Origin of the sequence: Pantoea sp. Aalb (assembly GCF_009829985.1) — a bacterium.
GTDB lineage: Bacteria > Pseudomonadota > Gammaproteobacteria > Enterobacterales > Enterobacteriaceae > SZZU01.
In genome coordinates, this window is sequence record NZ_SZZU01000003.1 from 1 (window position 1) to 22,012 (window position 22,012).

Genomic DNA, 22,012 nt, shown 5'->3' on the forward strand with positions numbered 1-22,012 from the left:
ATAAAATACTTCATGCATTTTGTGCATGAATCAACAGAATTCGCCTGGCGGCAATAACGCGGTGGTACCACCTGATACCATGCCGAACTCAGAAGTGAAATGCCGTAGTGCCGATGGTAGTATGGGGGTTCCCCATGCAAGAGTAGGGAACTGCCAGGCAACATATACTGAAAATACACTTTCTTTACTAAGTAAGAATGGAGCGGTAGTTCAGTTGGTTAGAATACCTGCCTGTCACGCAGGGGGTCGCGGGTTCAAATCCCGTCCGTTCCGTTTAAAATTTAACGCCAATTTTTGTAAAGATTAATTAAGATATTAGTAGATTGATCATGATTTTTAATAATCATATCATTTTCTAAGTCTGATAAGATAGAATCTGCTAATTGTTTACCTAACTCAACTCCCCATTGATCAAAGGTAAAAATATTTAATATAACTCCTTGTGTAAAAATTTTATGCTCATATAAAGCTATTAACATACCAAGATTAAATGGAGTAATTTTACGAAGCAAAATAGAATTACTCGGACGATTACCTTGAAAAATTTTAAAAGGTATGAGGTGTGATACAGATTGAATTGATTTACCAGTATCTATAAATTCTTGTTCAACTAATGCACGAGATTTACCAAAAGCTAAAGCTTTTGTTTGTGCGAAAAAATTTGATAATAACTTTTTATGATGATCTGCTAAAGTATTATGACTAATAGCTGGTGCAATAAAATCACAAGGAACTAATTTAGTTCCTTGATGAAGAAGCTGATAAAAAGCATGCTGACCATTAGTACCTGGTTCTCCCCAGATAATAGGACCAGTTTGGTAATTAACTGGATTTCCATTGCGATCTACGTTTTTACCATTAGATTCCATATTAGCTTGTTGTAAATATGCTGTAAATTTATACATATATTGATCATATGGTAAAATAGCTTCTGTTTCAGCACCAAAAAAATTATTATACCAGATACCAATAAGTGCTAGTAATATAGGTAAGTTTTGTTCTTCTGGTGTTGTTAGAAAGTGTTGATCCATGGCATACGCACCATCAAGTAATTGCTTAAAATTACTAAAACCAATGGATAAAACAATTGATAAGCCAATTGCCGACCATAAAGAATAACGTCCTCCAACCCAATCCCACAATGTAAATACATTAGAAGTATCAATCCCAAACTCATTAACTGCTTTTATATTAGTAGAAAGTGCAACAAAATGTTTTGTAATATATTTTTGATTATTACCAGCTTTTCTAAGAAACCATGCACGTGCACTATGCGCATTAGTCATTGTTTCTTGTGTTGTAAATGTTTTTGAAGCAATTATAAATAAAGTAGTTTCTGAATTTATTTTTTTTAATATTTCAGTAAGATGTGTACCATCAATATTAGAAATAAAAAACATATTTAAATGATTTTTATACGGTCGTAATGTTTCTGTTACCATGAAAGGACCTAGATCAGAACCACCGATACCAATATTAACTACATTACTAATTGCTTTGCCAGTATATCCTTTCCATATACCATTAATAATAAGTTCAGAAAAAATTTTCATTTTATTTAAAACTGTATTTATCTCTAACATTATATTTTTAGAATCAACAAAAATAGGTCTATTACTACGATTACGTAATGCAATATGTAATGCTGGACGATCTTCAGTACAATTGATTTTTTTACCATAAAACATTGATGTAATTGCACTTTTTAAATCTGTTGCTTTCGCTAATGTTTGTAATTTATCAATTGTTTCCTTAGTAATATGATTTTTTGAAAAATCAACAAACATTTGATCATTAATATTGATAGAAAACTTCTCAACACGATTAGGATCTTGATCGAATAATTCAGCTATATGTATTGATTTAATTTGATTAAAATGCTTTTGTAATTCTTGCCAAGCTGCGGTTTTAGTTGGATTAATATTTTTCATAGTAAATCATACTCTAATAATAATATTGATAACAATAATAAGAATAAAATAGGTATACTACATAAATTACATATTTTATTCTTTACATACTGAATCTTTCAATCTTCTGTCAATATTATTACGTTATATGATTAATATATAAGAATGATATAATCATATAATAATTATTAATTAGATGTATATAGTTTTAGAAAAATATTCTTAATTTACTCTTTAAACATAATTATATTAATCAAAAAATAAGCATTAAAAAATAAATATTATTTAATTATAAATTATTGAAATTTATTTGATTAATCAATTATTATATTTATTTATAAATATAAAACATTATATGTATATACTAAAGGTCTAATAAAATATTATTTTTCTCAATATAAAACTCAATTTATTAAAAAAGAATAATATTATTTGATAAAAGGTTTATTATATGTCTCAAATTTTGATTGTAGCTAAATTTGGTGGATCTAGTGTTTCTAATTTTGATTCTATGAACCGTAGTATAGATATCGTGTTATCTAATTTAAATACACGTTTAGTTGTTCTATCTGCTTCTGAAGGTGTAACTAATCTATTAATTTCTCTTTCTGAAGGGCAAGAAAAGGCACAACGTACCTATCTTTTAGATAAAATACGTAGTATTCAATATTCGATTATTAATTGTTTAAAATTACCAGATATAATCCGTAATGAAATTGATCGTATCTTATTAAATATTACTATGCTATCTGAAACAGCTACATTAGCCACTTCTGATGCGTTAACTGATGAACTAGTGAGTCATGGTGAATTAATGTCTACATTACTATTTGTTCAAATTATGCTTGAACGTCAAATAAAGGTAAAATGGTTTGATGTACGTAAAGTAATGTATACCAACGATAGGTTTGGTCATGCAGATCCAGATCTTGCTAAAATAAAAGAAAATTCTACAGTATTACTACAACCTGATATTCAAGAACAAATAATTGTTACACAAGGATTTATTGGGAGTGAAATGAAAGGTCGTACTACTACTTTAGGAAGGGGTGGTAGTGACTATACTGCAGCACTACTCGGTGAAGCTCTTCAAGCAACACGTGTAGATATATGGACTGATGTAGCAGGTATTTATACAACTGATCCACGCATTGTACCAACAGCTAAACGTATTGAAGAAATTACATTTGAAGAAGCAGCAGAAATGGCTACTTTCGGTGCTAAAGTTTTACATCCTACAACATTGTTGCCTGCAGTCCGTAGTGGTATTCCAGTGTTTGTTGGATCTAGTAAAGATTTAACGGCTGGTGGTACTCGTGTTTGTAATAATACTAAAAATCCACCATTATTTCGTTCTTTAACTCTACGTCGTAAACAAACATTAGTTACTTTGCATAGCTTAAATATGCTACATGCACGAGGATTTTTAGCTGAAGTATTTAATATTTTAGCAAAATATAATATTTGTGTTGATCTTATAACTACTTCAGAAATAAGTGTTGCATTAACACTTGATAATATAGGTTTAACATCTACTAGTGATAGTCTTTTAACAGGTAATTTATTGATTGAACTTTCTTCATTATGTCGTGTTGAAATAGAAAAAAACTTAGCATTAATAGCAATTATTGGTAATAATCTATCAAAAGCTTGTGGTATTGGTAAAGAAGTATTTAGTGCTTTACAATCTTTTAATTTACGTATGATTTGTTATGGTGCTAGCAGTTATAATATTTGTTTTTTAGTCCCAGGAAATGATGCTGAAAAGGTAGTACGTGTTCTTCATAAGAATTTATTTGGTTCTTAAGACTATTTTATAAATATTTATTTTATTTCAATTTAATTTAATTTATCTATTATCAAATCAATAATTAATTATTTAAAATATATTAAATTAATAGATCTTTAGTACTTTTAATTTATGAAATATAAAAGTATAGTATATCATACTATTTAAATTAAATTTAACCGTTACCTTAAAATTAATAATATTAAGTTATATATTCTCTTATTGTTTAAATTTTTATATAAGAACGAATACCATCTAAAAACATTTGTGTCGCTAACATTATAAGAATTAATCCCATAAGACGTTCTAATGCATTTACGCCCTTATCTCCTAATACACTTAAAAATAATCCTGAAAGCAATAAAATTATTGCTGTAATACCCCAAGCGATCAATAATGCACCTATTAAGTTTAAAATTTGATTTGGATATTGATGAGAAAGTAACATTAAGGTAGCCAATAAAGAAGGACCAGCTACTAATGGGATTGCTAAAGGAACTAAAAATGGTTCTTCACCTACAGGTAAATTATTAGTATTAGTTGAATTAGAAGGAAAAATCATGCTAATAGCTATTAAAAATAAAATAATTCCACCGGCAATTGATACAGTTTGAGTACGTACATTTAAAAAGTTTAAAATAGATTCTCCAGAGAATAAAAATAATATCATCAACATCAATGCAATGAGCATTTCTCGTATAAGTATTATACGTCGACGCTTTGGTTCTAAATGCTTTAGAACCGACATAAATATTGGTAGATTACCTACTGGATCCATAATTAAAATTAATAATATAGTAGAAGATATCATTTCAGTCATTTTTAATACACCATCCTTTTATGTTAAATCAGATTATTATTAGTCACATTATTAAAAAGGTAGAGTTATCAAATTAATTAATTTGCCAGAAATGCTATATTTTTTAGAGTTAATAATCATCAATTACATTATTATTACTTTAGAATATTTCAAATTTATATAACTGGTATTCTTTTTACAATAACGAGAAATTATTTCTGAAAATAAATAAGCGAATAGAACATGAAAAATGTAGGTTTTATTGGTTGGCGTGGTATGGTTGGATCAGTATTAATGTCACGCATGTTCGAAGAACACGATTTTGACTTAATTAATCCAATATTTTTCTCAACTTCCCAGTCTGGACAACTAGCTCCAAGATTTACTAATAAATCAATTAGTAATTTACAAGATGCCTTTGCAATTGATGCATTAAAAGAATTAGATATTATAATTACCTGCCAAGGAGGTAATTATACAACTAAATTATACCAAAAATTACGCAAAAGTGGATGGCATGGTTATTGGATTGATGCAGCTTCTACATTACGCATGGAAAATGAAGCTATTATTATTCTAGATCCTGTCAATCTTCAAGTTATTAACCAAGGTATTGATAAGGGAATTAAAACATTTATAGGTGGTAATTGTACTGTTAGTTTAATGCTTATGGCCCTTAGTGGACTTTTTATTAACGATCTAGTGGAATGGATATCTGTTTCTACTTATCAAGCAGCATCAGGTGGTGGTGCACGTCATATGCGTGAACTATTGATACAAATGGGCATGTTATATAATTGTGTTGCAAAATCTTTACAAGATCCAACATCTACAATATTAGATATTGAACGATGCGTTACAAACCTTGTTCGTTCAGACAATTTACCAGTTGATAATTTTGGAGTACCTCTTGCAGGTAATGTAATTCCTTGGATAGATAAGGAATTATATAATGGTCAAAGTCGTGAAGAATGGAAAGGACAAGCAGAAACTAATAAGATTTTAGCAACTAATAAAATCATTCCAATAGATGGTCTTTGTATCAGAATAGGTGCACTACGTTGCCATAGTCAAGCATTTACTATAAAAATGAAAAAAAACTTATCAATTAATGAAATTGAACATTTACTAATGTCTCATAATAAATGGGTAAAGGTAATACCAAATAATCAAATTAGCACTATAAATGAATTAACTCCAGCATCCATAACTAATACTTTGACTATACCAGTTGGTCGGTTACGTAAGCTAAACATTGGTCCAAAATATTTATCTGCTTTTACTGTAGGTGATCAATTATTATGGGGTGCAGCTGAACCACTGCGTCGTATGCTTCGTTTACTTATTTTTTAATTTTTTTAAATTTTAAAATATATAACTATTACTTTTCGTATATAAATTTAAATTTTATTGATTTTTTAGTGGGTTTTTTAAAAATACATATTTAAGATATAAATATCTTTTTTACAAAAAATATATACTTATACATAAACAATAAAAGATAAAAATATTATTCTCATATTATAAAAAAAAATATTTGAATGTTTTTTCATATGATATCAAAATAATACTAATCAATAGTATTATAGTTAAAAACTTTTTCAAAAGATAACTAATTTATATTAAGATAATAAGATGTTAAGATAATAAGATGTATTGTATAAATCATACTTTAAATACGTATAGTATAAATACGTATTTAAAATCAATATTTAACTAACCTAATAATTTAGAAATTTAATAATTAATATTTTAGTTCATATAATTTATACTTTTTTAAATGTATTTTTCTTTATGCTTATATAGCATAATAATTTAATATTGAATTATTAAAAAAATACGATAAAATAAGTTATTTATCAGTTTAAATAATATAAATAAATATTTTATGAGCTTAAGTAATGTATTTTCGAACCCTAACAATACTATTAATATATTAGGATTACGTTGTCCAGAACCAATGATGGTAATACGTAAAACTATTCGCTATATGCAATTGGGTGAAACTTTAATGATTATTGCTGATGATCCTTCTACTATAAATGATCTTCATAGTTTTTGTTACTTTATGAGACATACATTATTAGCACAACACATACATGCTTTACCGTATCGTTACTTAATACAAAAAGGAATTACTTAATCTATATCTAAGTAATCTTAAGTACTTTAAAAGGAAATGTAACATATCTACATCCTAATTAGTAATTATTAAATTTTGTAAATTAAATAAGTTAATGATTTATATTAAATAAATAATGCTTTAATAAAGTCTTCTGCATTAAAAGGCCGTAAATCTTCAATTCCTTCTCCAATACCTATATATCGAATTGGAATTTTAAATTGCTCAGCAATAGAAAATATAATACCTCCCTTTGCAGTACCATCTAGTTTTGTTATAGTTATACCTGTTAATTTAACGGCTTCATGAAATAACTTCACTTGATTAATAGCATTTTGTCCAGTACATGAATCAAGAATAAGCATTATTTCATGTGGTGTATTTTTATCTATTTTTTTCATTACACGAATAATTTTTTTTAATTCTTCTAATAAGAATGATTTATTATGTAATCGTCCTGCAGTATCAGCTATAAGAATATCAAATTTACGTGATTTGGCAGTTTGCATAGCTTCAAAAATTACTGAAGCTGAATCAGCATTATTATGCTTAGCTATTACTGGAATATTATTACGTTGTCCCCATATTTGTAATTGATCTATAGCTGCTGCACGAAATGTATCTCCAGCGGCTAGCATTATTGATTTACCTTGTTTTTGATAATGATGAGTTAATTTACCTATAGTAGTAGTTTTTCCTACTCCGTTAACTCCAATAATTAATATAATAAATGGTGATTCATTAGATATTTGTAAAGGTACATTTACTTCATTAAGAATATCTATCATTTCATTCTTAAGTAAATTGTATACTATTTTAGTATCCTTTAATTGTTTATGATTAGTTTGTTTAAGCTTATTCATTATATGACATGTAGTTTTTATACCTATGTCAGATATAAGTAATTTTTCTTCTAATTGTTCAAATAATTCCTCATTAATTTTATTATTACATAGTAAATTAATAAAATTAAATCCGATATTTTCTCGTGTTCTAATTAAGCTTTTTTTTAAACGAATAAAAAAATTTTGATTTATAGAATTATTTTCTTTTTGTTGGATTGTTTGAAAATTATTATTTTTTTCTAAATCATTGTCTTGAATTTCTATTACTGTTTTAATTGAAGGTTTTTCTTTAGTATATTTATTAGGATTTTTTTCTTTTTGATTTAATATTTTATTTTCTTCTTTATCAAAACTTAACCAAGAAAAAAAACTATTTTTCTTTTCTTTTTCCATATATATAACTCTGCTCCGTATAAATAATATTTATTAAATATAAATTATCAACTAATAAAATCATTTCATTTTTCCATTTTATTTTTTAAAATATATATATTATTATATTAATATTAAGATACTATTTTAATATTGTATTACTAATGTTATACACTTCTTATAAAGATTAAACTATACAATATAATAATTTTAAAAAATGAGTAAATATCTTTATAATCGTAATAATTTTAGACAAATACGTCTTATTGGAGGCCGTTGGCGAGGTCATAAATTATTAGTTTTAAATCATATAGAATTACGTCCAACAGGTAATCGTTTACGTGAAACGTTATTTAATTGGCTATCTCCTTATATTGAACAAGCACATTGTCTCGATTGTTTTGCTGGTACTGGTGCATTAGGATTAGAAGCACTATCACGTTATGCATCATCTGCTACTTTATTAGAATTGAATTTTCAATTAGTAAAACAAATTAAAAAAAAATTAAAAATACTAAATACGTCTGCTTCTGAAGCTAGTGTATTACAAATTAATACTATTAAATGGTTAAACCACCCAAGTAAAGTATTTGATATAGTATTTGTTGATCCACCATTTTATAAAGGACTTTTAAATATAACTATTCAATTATTAGAGCAAAAAGGTTGGTTATCTGACGAAGCATTAATTTATGTAGAAAGTACAATAAAAGCTTCTCCTCCAATTGTACCTATTAATTGGTTTCTATATCGTAAAAAAATATTTGGTCAAGTATACTGTAGTTTATATAAACGTCATATTAATATAATGTAATGTTATACAATTAATTAAATTTCAATCAATAAGTTATTTTCTTTATTATTTTAAAATACTTTAAAAAGTATATAAAATTGAAATAAATAATAGAAAATTATAAGTAAAAATATAAACATATCCATGTTTGTTTAATAAACTTAGTTTATTTTTACATATTATTAACATATTACATACATTGAAATTTAATTCATATTGATTATATTATATTTTTAATATTAATAAATTTATTTTAAATAATAATTTAAAATTTAATACTATTTAATAATGAAATAATATATATTTAAGTTGATAAAAATCAATATTATTTATTAAAATTTTTAATTAAAGTTTAAAAATTAAAATATTTAAGGTATAATAATTTGTTATTTTATTTAATACTAGATCATTAACTTATGTACTATAATTAGTGATAATATAAAACATTTTACTAAAGTAATAACAGTAATAAGAAGTAAATAATAATATAAAAATTTATATTTATAAATTAACATATTTAATATTTTTTAAATTTATATTTTTTAGTAAAAAAATATTACTTTACTTTTTCTTTAGTAAATTCAGTAAATAAATATTATTCTTAATGGTATTTTTTTGTTATATTATTTTCTTGACTCCTAGTTAAGCCTAGATTAGGAAAAAGTATTCTATGAATATTTATAAGGTATTTATTGATATTTATTTATTGATATTATCGAAATTTATGAATAACTTTTTTATCTCAATAGCATGAATTACTTTTATTTACATTTTATGACAAACCTAACATAAAATATAAATATGCATTTCAGAATATATTAGCCATCCCATTGAATTCGTGAGGGTTTGAATGAATAAAGAAAGGCAAACTTTAGCAATTGCTCCTCTAGGTAATTTAGATTCTTATATTCGAGCTGCGAACAATTGTCCAATGCTAACAGCAGAAGAGGAAAAAACACTAGCTAAGCAACTTCACTATGAAGGAGATTTAAATGCAGCTAAAGCTTTAATTCTTTCTCATTTACGTTTTGTTATTCATATTGCTAGAAATTATTCTGGGTATGGCTTACCACAAGCAGATTTAATTCAAGAAGGTAATATTGGCTTGATGAAAGCAGTACGTCGATTTAATCATGAAATAGGAGTACGTTTAGTTTCTTTTGCTGTTCACTGGATAAAAGCTGAAATTCATGAATATGTTTTGCGTAATTGGCGTATTGTAAAAGTTGCAACTACTAAAGCACAACGTAAACTATTTTTTAATTTACGTAAAACTAAGCAACGATTAGGATGGTTTAATCAAGATGAAGTAGATATGGTTGCTCGTGAACTAGGAGTAAGTATTAAAGATGTTCGTGAAATGGAATCTCGTATGGCTGCACAAGATATAACATTTGATTTATCATCTGATGATGAAACTGGAGAAATGAGACCAATGGCACCAGTATTATATCTTCAAGATAAAACATCTGACTTTGCTGATGGTATTGAAGAAGATAATTGGGATCTACATGCAGCAGAGAAGCTAAATGATGCGATGTTAAGCTTAGATTTACGCAGTCAGTATATAATTCGAGCACGTTGGTTAGATGGCGAAAATAAAACTACTTTACAAGAGTTAGCTGATAAATATGGAGTATCTGCTGAACGAGTACGTCAGTTAGAAAAAAATGCTATGAAAAAATTGCGTATCGCTATTGAAGCTTAATTTTCTTAATAAATTTAAATTAAATAGAAGAAAATAAATTTTATTTAGTATTTAATAGCTAATAATTTTATTAAAAATAAATATTTTTTTCTTATAAAGAACTATGCAATTTTAAAAATATATAATTTATTGATTATAAATAAATTTTGTAAGGTAAATAATAACAGTATCACATAGTAACTATAAAGAAAAATAATATTTTTTTGAAAAAATAGTAATTTCATATGATTAATTTTTTTGTTATTACCATATAATATTCACTTATTAATATTATTATTAATAATTGTATTTTCAATAGTTATACGTATATCTTTAGTTAGTAATTTAGCCAAAATTTGCCAAATCATTTGAATAGGTTGTTTATTAAAATTATTTGAAAATTCATCATTTATATAACCTTCTTCACGTAAAGACATTATTAGTGTACTAAAAATTTTTTTGTCATAAAAATCTAGTGAATTAATGCCATGTATAATTGAAAGACGTTTAGCTAGAAAGTAACTTTCATTTTCTAATGTTATACGTTTAATGTTAGGATTATAAATAAGAATAGCAACAGTAATGGCGATTCGTTGTAATATTTCCTTAATACCTGCCGATAATAGTTGAAGTGTCTGATAACGCTTAGTATTTATCTTTAGTTGACCATATTGTAAAATAACAAGTCCTTGACGTATGAACTCTTCACAATACTTAATATTGATTAATACTAACTCAGATTTTTCCCAACGCAAGAAGAGTTCTTTTTTCAACATTGGATATAATAACTTTATTTGACGCAATACTTCTACTTGGCTAATTTCGTTATAGTTATATACTATAGCCGCAATAAGAGAAGGTATTACTAGCATATGATGAATGTTATTACGATAATAAGTCATTAAGATAGCTTGTTTACGCGATAACATCATGCTATCACTAATGTTATTTGTTTTAGTTTTGATTTTATTCATTTTTATTGCTTGATTCAGTAATATTTCTGGACTGGTATTAGGTACTGTTGATTTAAGTGAATACGGAACATTACGCAATAATTGAAGATAACACTCTAATTGTTCAATAAGTTGTTCACGAGTAAGAGATAATTGTTCGGAGGATAGTAAGGCTGTTACGCATAAATTAATAGCGTTAGCTGCACTAGCTTCATTAATTCTTATCATTAAACGAGTAGCAATATCATTAACTGCTGGAGTAATCCAAACTGGACGCGAATGATCAATTGGCATAATATTATTATGCCATTTAGGTACGTATTCGTTTAAGTAATCTAGTAATGCTAATGGTTCACCAAAGTTAACATATCCTTGACCAAGATTACGTAAGTGACGTAAACCACGCATCATTTCTATAAATCCTTCTTTTGTCTTTTTTGAACCTTTTAATTCTTTAATATAAGTAGTAATTTCTATCACATGTTCATAGCCAATATAAATAGGAACTAAGTTAATAGGACGGCTACTACGTAGCATAGCTTGTAATGTCATTAAAATAGTACCTGTTTTAGGTTGAATTAACCTTCCAGTTCGAGAACGACCACCTTCAATAAAATACTCTACTGAAAAACCTCTAGTAAATAATTCACTAAGATATCTACGAAAAATTATAGAATAGAGTTTATTTCCTTTAAATGAACGACGAATAAAAAAAGCACCTAATCGACGAAAAAGAGGACCTATTGGCCAAAAGTTAAGATTTATACCAGCAGCAATATGAGGTGGTACTAATCCTTGATTATAAAGCACATAGGATATTAATAGATAGTCCATATGACTACGATGGCAAGGAATATAAACAATTTCATATCCTGATTGTGCTAATTGACGAATACGTTCACTGCCATTAACATGAATTCCTTTATATAAACGACGCCATAACCAACCTATGATACGATCAGCAAAACGAATAGCTTCATATGAGAAATTAGCAGCGATTTCTTTCATTATTAGAATAGCTTTTTGCTCTGCAGTTCTATATGAAATTTTTTTACTACGAGCTTCTTCTTCTATTGCTTTTTTAATTATTTTTGACTGTAATAATTTATTAAATAGGTCTGAGAGTACATAAAGTTTTGGCCCTACTGTTACTAAGCGATGTCTAGCAAAATGAATACTAGCTACTCGAATTAGTTTTTGTATAACTAATGTATTTGAACCATATTGTATAGCAATCTTACGTAATGAAACAGTAGGTAAAAAACGGACGAAACTATCTCTTCCATACCATAAAATTATAAAAATTTTTTGTATTTTTTTAAAGATATGGATACGCAATAGTAAATTACTTTGAATCTTACGTCCAGGTGAACGACCAAACATTACAAAAACAGGTAATATTTGAACATCAATTTGTAAATTTTTAAGTTGTAAATTAATATAATTATTAAATAATTTTATAGATAAAATACTAGGTAAAGAATAAATATATGGATTTTCGTAAATAAAAAGATAATGTGGTAATAAAGAACCAGCTATTTCTAATGGAACTAGAGGATCTGGTAAATTATTTTTTAGACATTGTGTTTGTATAGTAAATAAATCTACCTTTGAGTTATGAACTATAATATAAAGAATTGGACGAGCAACATCTATTTTATATTCATAAATAGGATTATTTGGAATAATCTTACTTTTTATTAGAATAGAAAATAATAAACGTAATAGTTTATTATATATTTTACTCCAACGTGACATTTGAATTTTAAATCCTCTATTTTAATAATAAAATAATAATGATACTTATCAAAAATAATTAAGTTCTTATATACTATAGGAAAGCTATATATAAGATATAATATCTTTATGTCTATTAACATAGTATTAATAAGTTGAATAACATTAATTATTTTAATTTAATAGAAGTAAATAAAATATTATATACTTTTTTAATTTTGATCTTAAAAAGATTTATTTATTATAAATCATATATTTTACTTTAACACCCTATTATAGTGCTTATTAGATAATCCATATATATATAAATATATACTCTTATAATGTATATTAATTATTAATAGAAAATTAATTTCATTTTTTTTAAAAGTATGTTTATGAGTTAACAACTAACTATTGTCTTATTTTTGAGAATTTTAGTAGTTTAGCTAAATAACATATTATATTTTCTATATTTTTTATGAATTTTAAGATACATATAAAATACTTATTTTAATAATTGTTTATTAGAGATATAAAAATCTGTTTGAGATATTATATTTACAGCTAAAAATGATCATTTTTATGAATAAAAATTTTTATTTTCATCGTTTTTCTGTTGCTCCTATGCTAAATTGGACAGATCGTCACTGTCGCTATTTCTACCGAAAATTGAGTAGTAAAGTATTATTATATACAGAAATGATACCTACAAGTGCTATTATCCATGGAAAAAATAATTACTTAGCTTTTAATAGAGAAGAACATCCGGTTGTTTTACAGTTAGGTGGAAATAATCCTAAAGATATGGCCAAATGTGCAAAGTTAGCAGAAATTTATGGTTATGATTCTATCAATATGAATGTAGGTTGTCCGTCAAATCGCATACATAATAGTGGCTTTGGAGCATGTTTAATGAATGATGCATTTATTGTAGCGAATTGTATTAAAGCAATGCGTGATGTAGTTAACATACCAGTAACTGTAAAAACGCGCATTGGTATTGATAATCAAGATAATTATGAATTCCTTTCTAATTTTGTTAATATTGTATCTCAATATGGTGGTTGTAATACTTTTATTATACACGCACGTAAAGCTTTGTTATCAGGTTTAAAACCAAAAGAAAACCGTAAAATTCCTCCTCTTAATTATTCGCATGTTTATTCTTTAAAACGTAATTTTCCAAATATTAATATAGTTATTAACGGTGAAATTAATACTTTAGAAGAAGCACAAATTCATCTATTATATTTAGATGGTGTTATGATAGGTCGTGAAGCTTACCAAAACCCGAAAATTTTAACCCGAGTAGATAAAGATATATTCGGTTGTAATACTTCTTCAGTAGATTTAATTAAATTGGTCCGTTCAATGTATCCTTATATTCAATCTGAATTGGCAAAAGGGGTATATTTAAATAGCATAACTAAACATATGCTAGGCTTATTTAAGAATATGTCTGGAAGTAGTCAGTGGCGTCGCCTTTTAAGTACGAATATAAATAGAAAAAAATCCGATATTAGTATACTTAAAGAAACGGTAGATTTACTTGAAAATAATTTTTTCAATAAAAATAAAGATTTTTCCTAATATTATTTTAGATTAAAAATTAATATAATTTTATAATTAATTGAATTTATTAAGTTTAAGCTAGTTATTAAAAATATAATTAATATTTCAAACATCTATCTCTTATATCTATTTAAAAGAAATACATCACTATGTTGCTATATCCGTATCTTAATATGTGTATTTATGAAGGATATCTATAATGAAAATGCTTTTCATTATCGGATTTTTATTAACACTAATGGCGACGGGTATATCATTATTAGGTATCATAGTCGCTTTAATTGCTGCCACTACTTTGATGTTATTTGGTGCTTTACTTGTTTTTATAATAAAATTATTACCCTGGTTGATAATTATAATTATAATAGTATGGGTTTACAACTATTATAATTATAATAGATAAGAAGACAATTAAATATATAACTTATTTAATTTTATATTAAATTATATATACACATTTTAAATGAACTCTAATTTATAAATTATTATTATTATTATTATTATTATTATTATTTATTTATTTATTTATTAAAAATATTAATATATTGAATAAGTTTCATAGTTTGTATTGAGTTTAATTTAAATATAAATTTATGCATTAAACTAATTATCAAGAATTATAAATATTTATAAATTTTATAGCTATAAAATTCAAGATAAATATCTTAATATCTAAGGTCAATATTTAGATTTATAAATTAAATAAAAAATAAATTAATTATTATAGATTAATAAATCTATATCGTATTGGAAAATAAATACGGTTTGTTATTTTTATATTTATTTTATATTACGGGAATACAATATTGTATCCTTTTTACGATCGGTAATGTACTATGGCAGTAGGAAAAAAACCTAGCAAACAATTAAAACAGAACTTTGATCAACAGTTAGAAGGATTAAAAATCCCACCAAATTCTATTGAAGCTGAACAATCTGTTCTTGGTGGATTAATGTTAGATAATGATAAATGGAATAACGTTTCTGAACGTGTAGTCGTTGATGATTTTTTTCATCGTTCTCATAGGATGATATTTTTAGAAATGCAACGTTTGCTAGAATCTGGTCAACCAATTGATTTAATTACTTTATCAGAGTCATTAGAAATACGGGGTGAACTAGATGTGATAGGTGGTTTTGCATATTTAGCAGAATTAACTAAGAATATCCCAAGTGCTGCTAATATAAATGCGTATGCTCATATTGTAAGGGAACGTGCAATAGTACGTGAAATGATTTTAGTTGCAAATCAAATTGCTGATGCTGGTTACGATCCACAAGGACGTAGTAGTGAAGAATTGTTAGATTTTGCAGAATCTAATGTCTTTAAAATTGCAGAACAACGTGCTAATAAAAATGAAGGTCCTAAAAATATTAATCAGATCCTTGAAACTACGATGTCACGTATAGAATCTTTAATTTTAACACCGTACAATGGACTGCTAGGAGTAGATACTGGTTATCAAGATTTAAATAGAAAAACTACTGGTCTACAAGGTTCTGATCTAATCATTATTGCTGCTCGTCCATCAATGGGCAAAACCACATTTGCTATGAATTTATGTGAAAATGCTGCAATGCTTGGTAATAAAGCAGTGTTAATTTTTAGTTTAGAAATGCCAAGTGAACAACTTATGATGCGTATGTTATCTTCTTTATCTCGTGTGGATCAAACACGAATTCGTACAGGTCAATTAGAAAATGAAGATTGGTCTCGTATTTCTGCTACGATGAAAATTCTAATTGAAAAAAAAAATATTTATATTGATGATTCTTCACGTTTAACACCAACTGAAGTAAGATCTCGAACTCGGCGTATTTTTAGAGAAAATGGTGGTTTAAGCCTTGTTATGATCGATTATTTGCAGCTAATGCGCGTTCCTGCATTATCAGATAATAGAAATCTAGAAATAGCTGAAATATCAAGATCTTTAAAAGCACTAGCTAAAGAGCTTAATGTACCAGTATTAGCATTATCACAACTCAATCGTTCTCTTGAGCAACGTGCTGATAAACGTCCAGTTAATTCAGATCTTCGGGAATCTGGTTCAATAGAACAGGATGCTGATTTAATTATGTTTATTTATCGTGATGAGGTTTACCATGAAAATAGTGATTTAAAGGGCATAGCTGAAATAATTATTGGTAAACAGCGTAATGGTCCAATTGGTAAAATACGATTAACTTTCAATGGACAATGGTCACGTTTTGATAATTATGCAGGACCACATTATGATGATTAAGATCATTAAATATTAAAAAAGAATTTAGATAATATCTTTTCTTAAAAAAAATATTATTTGATGCTATATTTCGTTATAAGGTTACATAACCTATTATTATAACATGTATAAATGTATAGTAAATAGTTAACTAATTCAAAAAAATAAGTAGATTTATTATCTTGTTCTAATATAAAAAACTTTAAAGCTATATGTATTATATGAATATTATAAATATAATATATATATGATTAAATTATATATATAATGATTTATTAATTATAAAGTTATGATAAATTTCAATATAAATTAATAAAATTTATGAATAAGAGATTATTAATATAATAATTGTTATTCCAATTTATTTATTAATTATATTAATTATATTAATTATAAAATTCTCTATCAGTATCATGCGTTTTATAAGAATAAAATGTATAATTTATATTGAGATAATTTCATGAATAATATTATTCAGTCTATCAAGATTTTCTATCTTAGATTCATTGAAGATATTTTTGCAATTTTATTAGGTACATTAATAATATCATTTGGAATATTAATGCTAAAACAAGCTGGAGCTCTTATTGGTAGCTCTGCAGGTATTGCTTTTTTAATTAGTCACGTAACTTCACTGACTTTTGGAAGTGTATTTTCTCTCATCAATTTACCGTTTTACTGGTTTTCAGTACAGCGTATGGGTTGGGAATTTACCTTAAAAACTTTTAGTGCTGTAGCTCTTGTTTCATTGTTTACTTATTTACATCCATTGTTTATACATTTTTCTGCATTAAATCCAGTGTATGCCACATTTTTTGGTAATATAATAATGGGAATTGGCTTCATATTATTATTTCGGCATAAAGCAAGTCTTGGTGGAATTAATATTTTAGCTTTATGGCTACAAAAGCATATAGGTTTACGTGCTGGAAAATTACAAATGATAGTAGATATTTGTGTGGTATTAGCTTCAATACTTATAGTATCAAGCCCTATGATCATAATTTCAATATTAGGTGCAGTAATACTTAACCTAATTATTACAATGAATTATAATCAATCTGATTATCGAATATAATGATATATATATGTACTGTATAATTACAATGTTTTTGTTAAAATCAATTTAAGAAAGCTTGCAGTATGTGATTTAGAATATTCAGCCACAATTTCTGGTTGACCTGTAATTATAATTTCTCCACCGCTATTACCTCCTTCTGGTCCTAAATCAATAATCCAATCAGCAGTTTTAATTACATCAAGGTTATGTTCTATTACTACTATTGTATTTCCTTTATCACGTAAATAGTATAAGATATTAAGTAATTGTTGTATATCAGCAAAATGTAAACCAGTGGTAGGTTCATCAAGAATATAAAGAGTACGACCAGTGCTATGTTTAGATAGCTCACGGGCTAATTTAATGCGTTGTGCTTCACCTTTAGAAAGGGTTATAACAGATTGACCAAGACGAATATATGATAGTCCAACGTTTATTAGTTTTTGTAGTTTATGTGCTAGTATAGGGATAGTTTTAAAAAAGATATACAATTCTTCAATAGTCATATCTAGCACTTCATGAATATTTTTGCCTTTATATTTAATATCTAAAATTTCTTGATTATAACGTTTACCATTACACTGATCGCATGGTACGTATATATCTGGCAAAAAATGCATTTCCACTTGGATAAGCCCTTCACCTTGGCACGATTCACATCGTCCTCCACGTAAATTAAAACTAAAACGGCTAGCATTATAACCACGTGCACGTGCTTCAGGTAATATTGCAAACAAGTTACGTATTGATGTAAAAATTCCGGTATAAGTAGCTAAGTTAGATCGAGGTGTACGACCAATAGGATTATGAGTAATATTAATTACTTTATCAAAATTTTCAAGACCTGAAATATCAGAGTATGATGCAACTGCATTATTAGTGGTATTATTTAGATAACTTTGAGCAATTGGGAATAGTGTATCATTAATTAATGTTGATTTACCAGAACCAGATACTCCAGTAATACAAGTAAAAAGACCAATTGGTAATATTAAAGTAATATTTTTTAAATTATTTCTATTTGCACCAGTTAGTTTTAATACTTTTGACAGATTACATTTTACACGATTTTTTGGTATTTCAATTTTTCGTTTACCACTTAAATATTGCCCAGTAATAGATCGTTTTTGAGCTATAATAGAGGAGATTTTTCCTTCTGCTACTACTTCTCCACCATGTATACCAGCACCTGGTCCCATATCAATAATATGATCGGCTGCATGAATAGTATTCATATCATGTTCTACAACAATTAAAGTATTTCCAAGATTTCGTAATTCCATCAATGTAGATATAAGACGTTTATTATCGAGTTGATGTAGTCCTATAGAAGGTTCATCTATTATGTAGATAATTCCTATTAGACCTGAACTAATTTGACTTACAATACGGATACGCTGTGCTTCTCCGCTAGATAAAGTGTCTGTTGAACGTGATAATGAAAGATAATTAAGTCCTAAATTAATTAAAAAATTTAAGCGATTAATTATATCTTTTAATATTTTTTGAGCAATTTTAGCATCTTGTCCATTTAAATGTAAATTGTAAAAAAAAGTCAGTATATCACTAATGTTCATTTCAGATATAGTGGGTAAATTAATGTTTTTTATAAAAACATGACGTGCTTGAGTACATAGACGAGTACCTTCACAACTTTTACAAGAACGGTTAGTAATAAATTTTGATAATGCATTACGTATAGTATTAGATTTTGTTTCTTGATAACGGCGCTTTATATTATTAAGAATCCCTTCAAAAGGATGATAGCGTATAAATGTATCTCCTTGTTTATTAACATACTTAAATGCAATATCTTCTGTATTAGAGCCATATAAAATTATATTACGTATTTTATGATTCAGAGTATTAAAAGGTGCTTTAATATCAAAATTTAAATGTTCTGCCAACGAACAAAGTATTTTAAAATAATAAATATTATGACGACTCCAACCTATAATTGCTCCATCAGCTAAAGATAATTTAGAATTTACTAATATAAGATTTACATCGAAATATTTTTCTATACCAAGACCGTTACAAGTAGAACAAGCACCTATTGGATTATTAAATGAAAATAATGATGGTTCTAGTTTATTAAAATTATAGTCACATACAGGACAAGTAAAATTAGCGGAAAATATTAATTCATTTATTTTTAAGTTATCTATATTAATAATAATAGCAATACCACCACTTAACTCTAATGCATTTTCAAGTGATTCAATAATACGTCTAGTTATGCCCTTATGAACACGAAATCGATCAATGACTACTTCAATAGTATGTTTTTTTTGTGATTCTAATTTAGGTAGCTTTGTTATAGAATATATTTCTCCATCAATACGGACACGTATATATCCTTGAATGGCTATTTTTTCTAATGTATTAATATGTTCACCTTTACAATTTTTTACTACTGGTGCTAACAACATAAGACGGCACCCTTGTTTTTGTGCTAGTACTTGATTTACCATTTGGCTCAATGTTTGTGCTGAAAGCATAATATTATGTTCAGGGCAATATACTTTTCCAATGCGAGCGAATAATAGGCGTAAATAATCATATATTTCAGTAATTGTTCCAACAGTTGAACGAAGGTTATTTAAACTATAATGTTGTTTAATAGAAATTGCTGGAGATAAACCTTTAATATAATTAATATCTGGGTTTTCCAGTAAGTAAAAAAATTGACGTGTATAAGTTGAAAGTGATTCAATATACCGTCGTTGGCTTTCGGCATATATCGTATCAAAAGCTAAAGAAGATTTACCAGATCCAGATAAACCAGTAATCACAGTGAGCTTATTGCGAGGGATAATTAAATTAATATTTTTTAAATTATGGGTGCGAGCACCACGCAATTCAATGTTATTCATTTATCTTTTTATAAGTGTATTGGATAATTTAGGAAGTCTTATTTCTAAATATATAAAACTATTAGTATTAATGTGATATAAAAATATCATTTCATAATTTAATTATAGTAGTATTATTTTTATTTTTTAAAAAGCAAGACCACAAATGATTTTAAAATCACTCATTTGAAAATTAAATATAAATTTAATTAATTAAATTTATATTAGCAACTTATTGGAGATATTAAATGGCTAATCGTGGTATAAACAAAGTTATTCTTGTCGGTAATTTAGGTCAGGATCCAGAAGTACGATATATGCCTAATGGCGGTGCTGTCGCTAATATTACTATTGCCACATCAGAAAGCTGGCGTGATAAGCAAACTGGAGAAAATAAAGAAACTACTGAATGGCATCGTGTTGTATTATTTGGTAAACTTGCAGAAGTAGCTAGTGAATATCTGCGTAAAGGATCTCAAGTGTATATTGAAGGACAATTGCGGACTCGTAAATGGCAAGATAATGGAGGACATGATCGTTACATCACTGAAGTTATTGTTAATATAAATGGCACCATGCAAATGTTAGGTGGACGCCAGCAAAATATAAAAACTGCTACTATATCTACATCTACGGTTAATCATGGTACGAGTAATTCTAGTAATACTGGATGGATCCAGCCACAAGTGGGAGGTAATAAATTTAATGGAAATACACAACAGTCACATCAAAAGCAAAAATCTTCGGTAAACAATGAAACATCAATAGATTTTGATGATGATATTCCATTTTAATATATATTTAACTTTCAATTTTTAAAAATTATTCAATTTTAGTTAAAATTATTAAATATTTTAATAATAAATATACGTTATGATTAAACTAGTAATAATACTAATTAAAATAGGTATTTTAATTAAATCTATTTAACCATTAATATTTCTCAATGTATTTGAATAATTGTTTTTATTTTCTTATTTAGTAACATAAAAATCTTTATTAAATTTAAATACCTTTATCTATATGAATTTAATTTAATTAAAAGTTAAATTAGTAATATATGCCATAAATATATAAAACCAATGATTATATATCTTAATTAGAGTATTAATACATTTAATGAATCTAATTATTAAATTATAAAATTAATATTTAATAAAAATAAATATTTTAAGGAATATTTTATGTCTGTAATTAAAGTAGTAATGTAGGGATGAATTTTTAATTTTCTATCATTGATTGTAAAATATTCAGCTATTTTATAGTCTACTATATGTTATGTTGCTTTAGATTTAGCAGCACTACCTTTAGCTT

Annotated in this window: 14 protein-coding genes, 1 tRNA gene, 1 rRNA gene and 1 pseudogene; 12 read left to right on the forward strand and 5 right to left on the reverse strand. The window is 26.4% G+C overall.

The genetic code is table 11. The features are described from left to right. The first annotated feature begins 43 nt into the window (after positions 1-43). A 5S ribosomal RNA gene (rrf, locus tag FD728_RS03440) occupies positions 44-159 on the forward strand. 40 nt (positions 160-199) lie between these two features. Next, positions 200-273: transfer RNA gene (locus tag FD728_RS03445), tRNA-Asp, on the forward strand. Between the two features lie 8 nt (positions 274-281). Here the strand turns inward: FD728_RS03445 and pgi are convergent. Then, on the reverse strand, positions 282-1,931 hold the full coding sequence (gene pgi, locus FD728_RS03450; protein WP_159934859.1) for a glucose-6-phosphate isomerase: 1,650 nt from the start codon (positions 1,929-1,931) through the stop codon (positions 282-284). Between the two features lie 430 nt (positions 1,932-2,361). Here pgi and lysC point away from each other — a divergent pair, with 430 nt between their 5' ends. Continuing rightward, positions 2,362-3,717, forward strand: a complete 1,356-nt coding sequence (lysC, locus tag FD728_RS03455; RefSeq protein WP_159934861.1) for a lysine-sensitive aspartokinase 3 — start codon at positions 2,362-2,364, stop codon at positions 3,715-3,717. 208 nt (positions 3,718-3,925) lie between these two features. Here the strand turns inward: lysC and FD728_RS03460 are convergent, their stop codons facing one another. Further along, entirely contained in the window at positions 3,926-4,519 is a 594-nt protein-coding gene (locus tag FD728_RS03460; RefSeq protein ID WP_159934863.1) for a YhgN family NAAT transporter, read from the reverse strand. 222 nt (positions 4,520-4,741) lie between these two features. Here FD728_RS03460 and asd point away from each other — a divergent pair, with 222 nt between their 5' ends. Next, complete coding sequence (asd, locus tag FD728_RS03465; RefSeq protein ID WP_159934865.1) at positions 4,742-5,851, forward strand: aspartate-semialdehyde dehydrogenase; 1,110 nt, start codon at positions 4,742-4,744, stop codon at positions 5,849-5,851. 535 nt (positions 5,852-6,386) lie between these two features. Continuing rightward, positions 6,387-6,641, forward strand: coding sequence for a sulfurtransferase TusA (gene tusA, locus FD728_RS03470; RefSeq protein WP_159934867.1), 255 nt, complete (start codon positions 6,387-6,389; stop codon positions 6,639-6,641). 104 nt (positions 6,642-6,745) lie between these two features. Here tusA and ftsY read toward each other — a convergent pair. After that, positions 6,746-7,675, reverse strand: a pseudogene (ftsY, locus tag FD728_RS03475) (signal recognition particle-docking protein FtsY); the annotation flags it as partial. A gap of 379 nt (positions 7,676-8,054) precedes the next feature. Here ftsY and rsmD point away from each other — a divergent pair. Continuing rightward, positions 8,055-8,651: a 16S rRNA (guanine(966)-N(2))-methyltransferase RsmD gene (gene rsmD, locus FD728_RS03480; RefSeq protein ID WP_159934871.1), complete on the forward strand. Its 597-nt coding sequence runs from the start codon at positions 8,055-8,057 to the stop codon at positions 8,649-8,651. Positions 8,652-9,480: 829 nt separating this feature from the next. Further along, positions 9,481-10,338 carry an RNA polymerase sigma factor RpoH gene (gene rpoH, locus FD728_RS03485; RefSeq protein ID WP_159934873.1) on the forward strand — a complete coding sequence of 286 codons (858 nt, stop codon included), beginning with the start codon at positions 9,481-9,483 and terminating at the stop codon, positions 10,336-10,338. A gap of 257 nt (positions 10,339-10,595) precedes the next feature. Here the strand turns inward: rpoH and plsB are convergent, their stop codons facing one another. After that, entirely contained in the window at positions 10,596-13,028 is a 2,433-nt protein-coding gene (gene plsB, locus FD728_RS03490; RefSeq protein WP_159934875.1) for a glycerol-3-phosphate 1-O-acyltransferase PlsB, read from the reverse strand. A 543-nt stretch (positions 13,029-13,571) separates the two neighbouring features. Between plsB and dusA the strand changes: the two genes are divergently transcribed. The 4 genes from dusA to FD728_RS03510 all read left to right on the forward strand — a co-directional run bounded on the left by dusA (position 13,572) and on the right by FD728_RS03510 (position 17,861). Next, on the forward strand, positions 13,572-14,579 hold the full coding sequence (gene dusA, locus FD728_RS03495) for a tRNA dihydrouridine(20/20a) synthase DusA (protein WP_159934877.1): 1,008 nt from the start codon (positions 13,572-13,574) through the stop codon (positions 14,577-14,579). Between the two features lie 187 nt (positions 14,580-14,766). Further along, the gene (gene pspG, locus FD728_RS03500) at positions 14,767-14,964 is read left to right on the forward strand and encodes an envelope stress response protein PspG (RefSeq protein WP_255456975.1); all 198 of its coding nucleotides are present in this window, start codon (positions 14,767-14,769) and stop codon (positions 14,962-14,964) included. 433 nt (positions 14,965-15,397) lie between these two features. After that, positions 15,398-16,804, forward strand: a complete 1,407-nt coding sequence (gene dnaB / locus FD728_RS03505; protein ID WP_159934879.1) for a replicative DNA helicase — start codon at positions 15,398-15,400, stop codon at positions 16,802-16,804. A 439-nt stretch (positions 16,805-17,243) separates the two neighbouring features. Next, a complete protein-coding gene (locus FD728_RS03510) occupies positions 17,244-17,861 on the forward strand; it encodes a YitT family protein (RefSeq protein WP_159934881.1) in 618 nt (205 codons plus the stop codon). A 23-nt stretch (positions 17,862-17,884) separates the two neighbouring features. Here FD728_RS03510 and uvrA read toward each other — a convergent pair whose 3' ends face one another. Beyond that, positions 17,885-20,719, reverse strand: coding sequence for an excinuclease ABC subunit UvrA (gene uvrA / locus FD728_RS03515; RefSeq protein ID WP_159934883.1), 2,835 nt, complete (start codon positions 20,717-20,719; stop codon positions 17,885-17,887). 227 nt (positions 20,720-20,946) lie between these two features. Between uvrA and FD728_RS03520 the strand changes: the two genes are divergently transcribed. Beyond that, positions 20,947-21,492 (forward strand): single-stranded DNA-binding protein, encoded by a 546-nt coding sequence (locus FD728_RS03520; protein ID WP_159934885.1) that lies wholly within the window; start codon positions 20,947-20,949, stop codon positions 21,490-21,492. Positions 21,493-22,012 lie beyond the last annotated feature (520 nt).

Excerpts from the sequence above, each read along its gene's own strand:
- asd (WP_159934865.1), top strand. The coding sequence starts at position 4,742 with ATGAAAAATGTAGGTTTTATTGGTTGGCGTGGTATGGTTGGATCAGTA.
- rsmD (WP_159934871.1), top strand. The coding sequence starts at position 8,055 with ATGAGTAAATATCTTTATAATCGTAATAATTTTAGACAAATACGTCTT.
- tusA (WP_159934867.1), top strand. The coding sequence starts at position 6,387 with ATGAGCTTAAGTAATGTATTTTCGAACCCTAACAATACTATTAATATA.
- pspG (WP_255456975.1), top strand. The coding sequence starts at position 14,767 with ATGCTTTTCATTATCGGATTTTTATTAACACTAATGGCGACGGGTATA.
- pgi (WP_159934859.1), bottom strand. The coding sequence starts at position 1,931 with ATGAAAAATATTAATCCAACTAAAACCGCAGCTTGGCAAGAATTACAA.
- lysC (WP_159934861.1), top strand. The coding sequence starts at position 2,362 with ATGTCTCAAATTTTGATTGTAGCTAAATTTGGTGGATCTAGTGTTTCT.
- FD728_RS03520 (WP_159934885.1), top strand. The coding sequence starts at position 20,947 with ATGGCTAATCGTGGTATAAACAAAGTTATTCTTGTCGGTAATTTAGGT.
- FD728_RS03510 (WP_159934881.1), top strand. The coding sequence starts at position 17,244 with ATGAATAATATTATTCAGTCTATCAAGATTTTCTATCTTAGATTCATT.
- FD728_RS03460 (WP_159934863.1), bottom strand. The coding sequence starts at position 4,519 with ATGACTGAAATGATATCTTCTACTATATTATTAATTTTAATTATGGAT.
- dnaB (WP_159934879.1), top strand. The coding sequence starts at position 15,398 with ATGGCAGTAGGAAAAAAACCTAGCAAACAATTAAAACAGAACTTTGAT.
- plsB (WP_159934875.1), bottom strand. The coding sequence starts at position 13,028 with ATGTCACGTTGGAGTAAAATATATAATAAACTATTACGTTTATTATTT.
- uvrA (WP_159934883.1), bottom strand. The coding sequence starts at position 20,719 with ATGAATAACATTGAATTGCGTGGTGCTCGCACCCATAATTTAAAAAAT.
- dusA (WP_159934877.1), top strand. The coding sequence starts at position 13,572 with ATGAATAAAAATTTTTATTTTCATCGTTTTTCTGTTGCTCCTATGCTA.
- rpoH (WP_159934873.1), top strand. The coding sequence starts at position 9,481 with ATGAATAAAGAAAGGCAAACTTTAGCAATTGCTCCTCTAGGTAATTTA.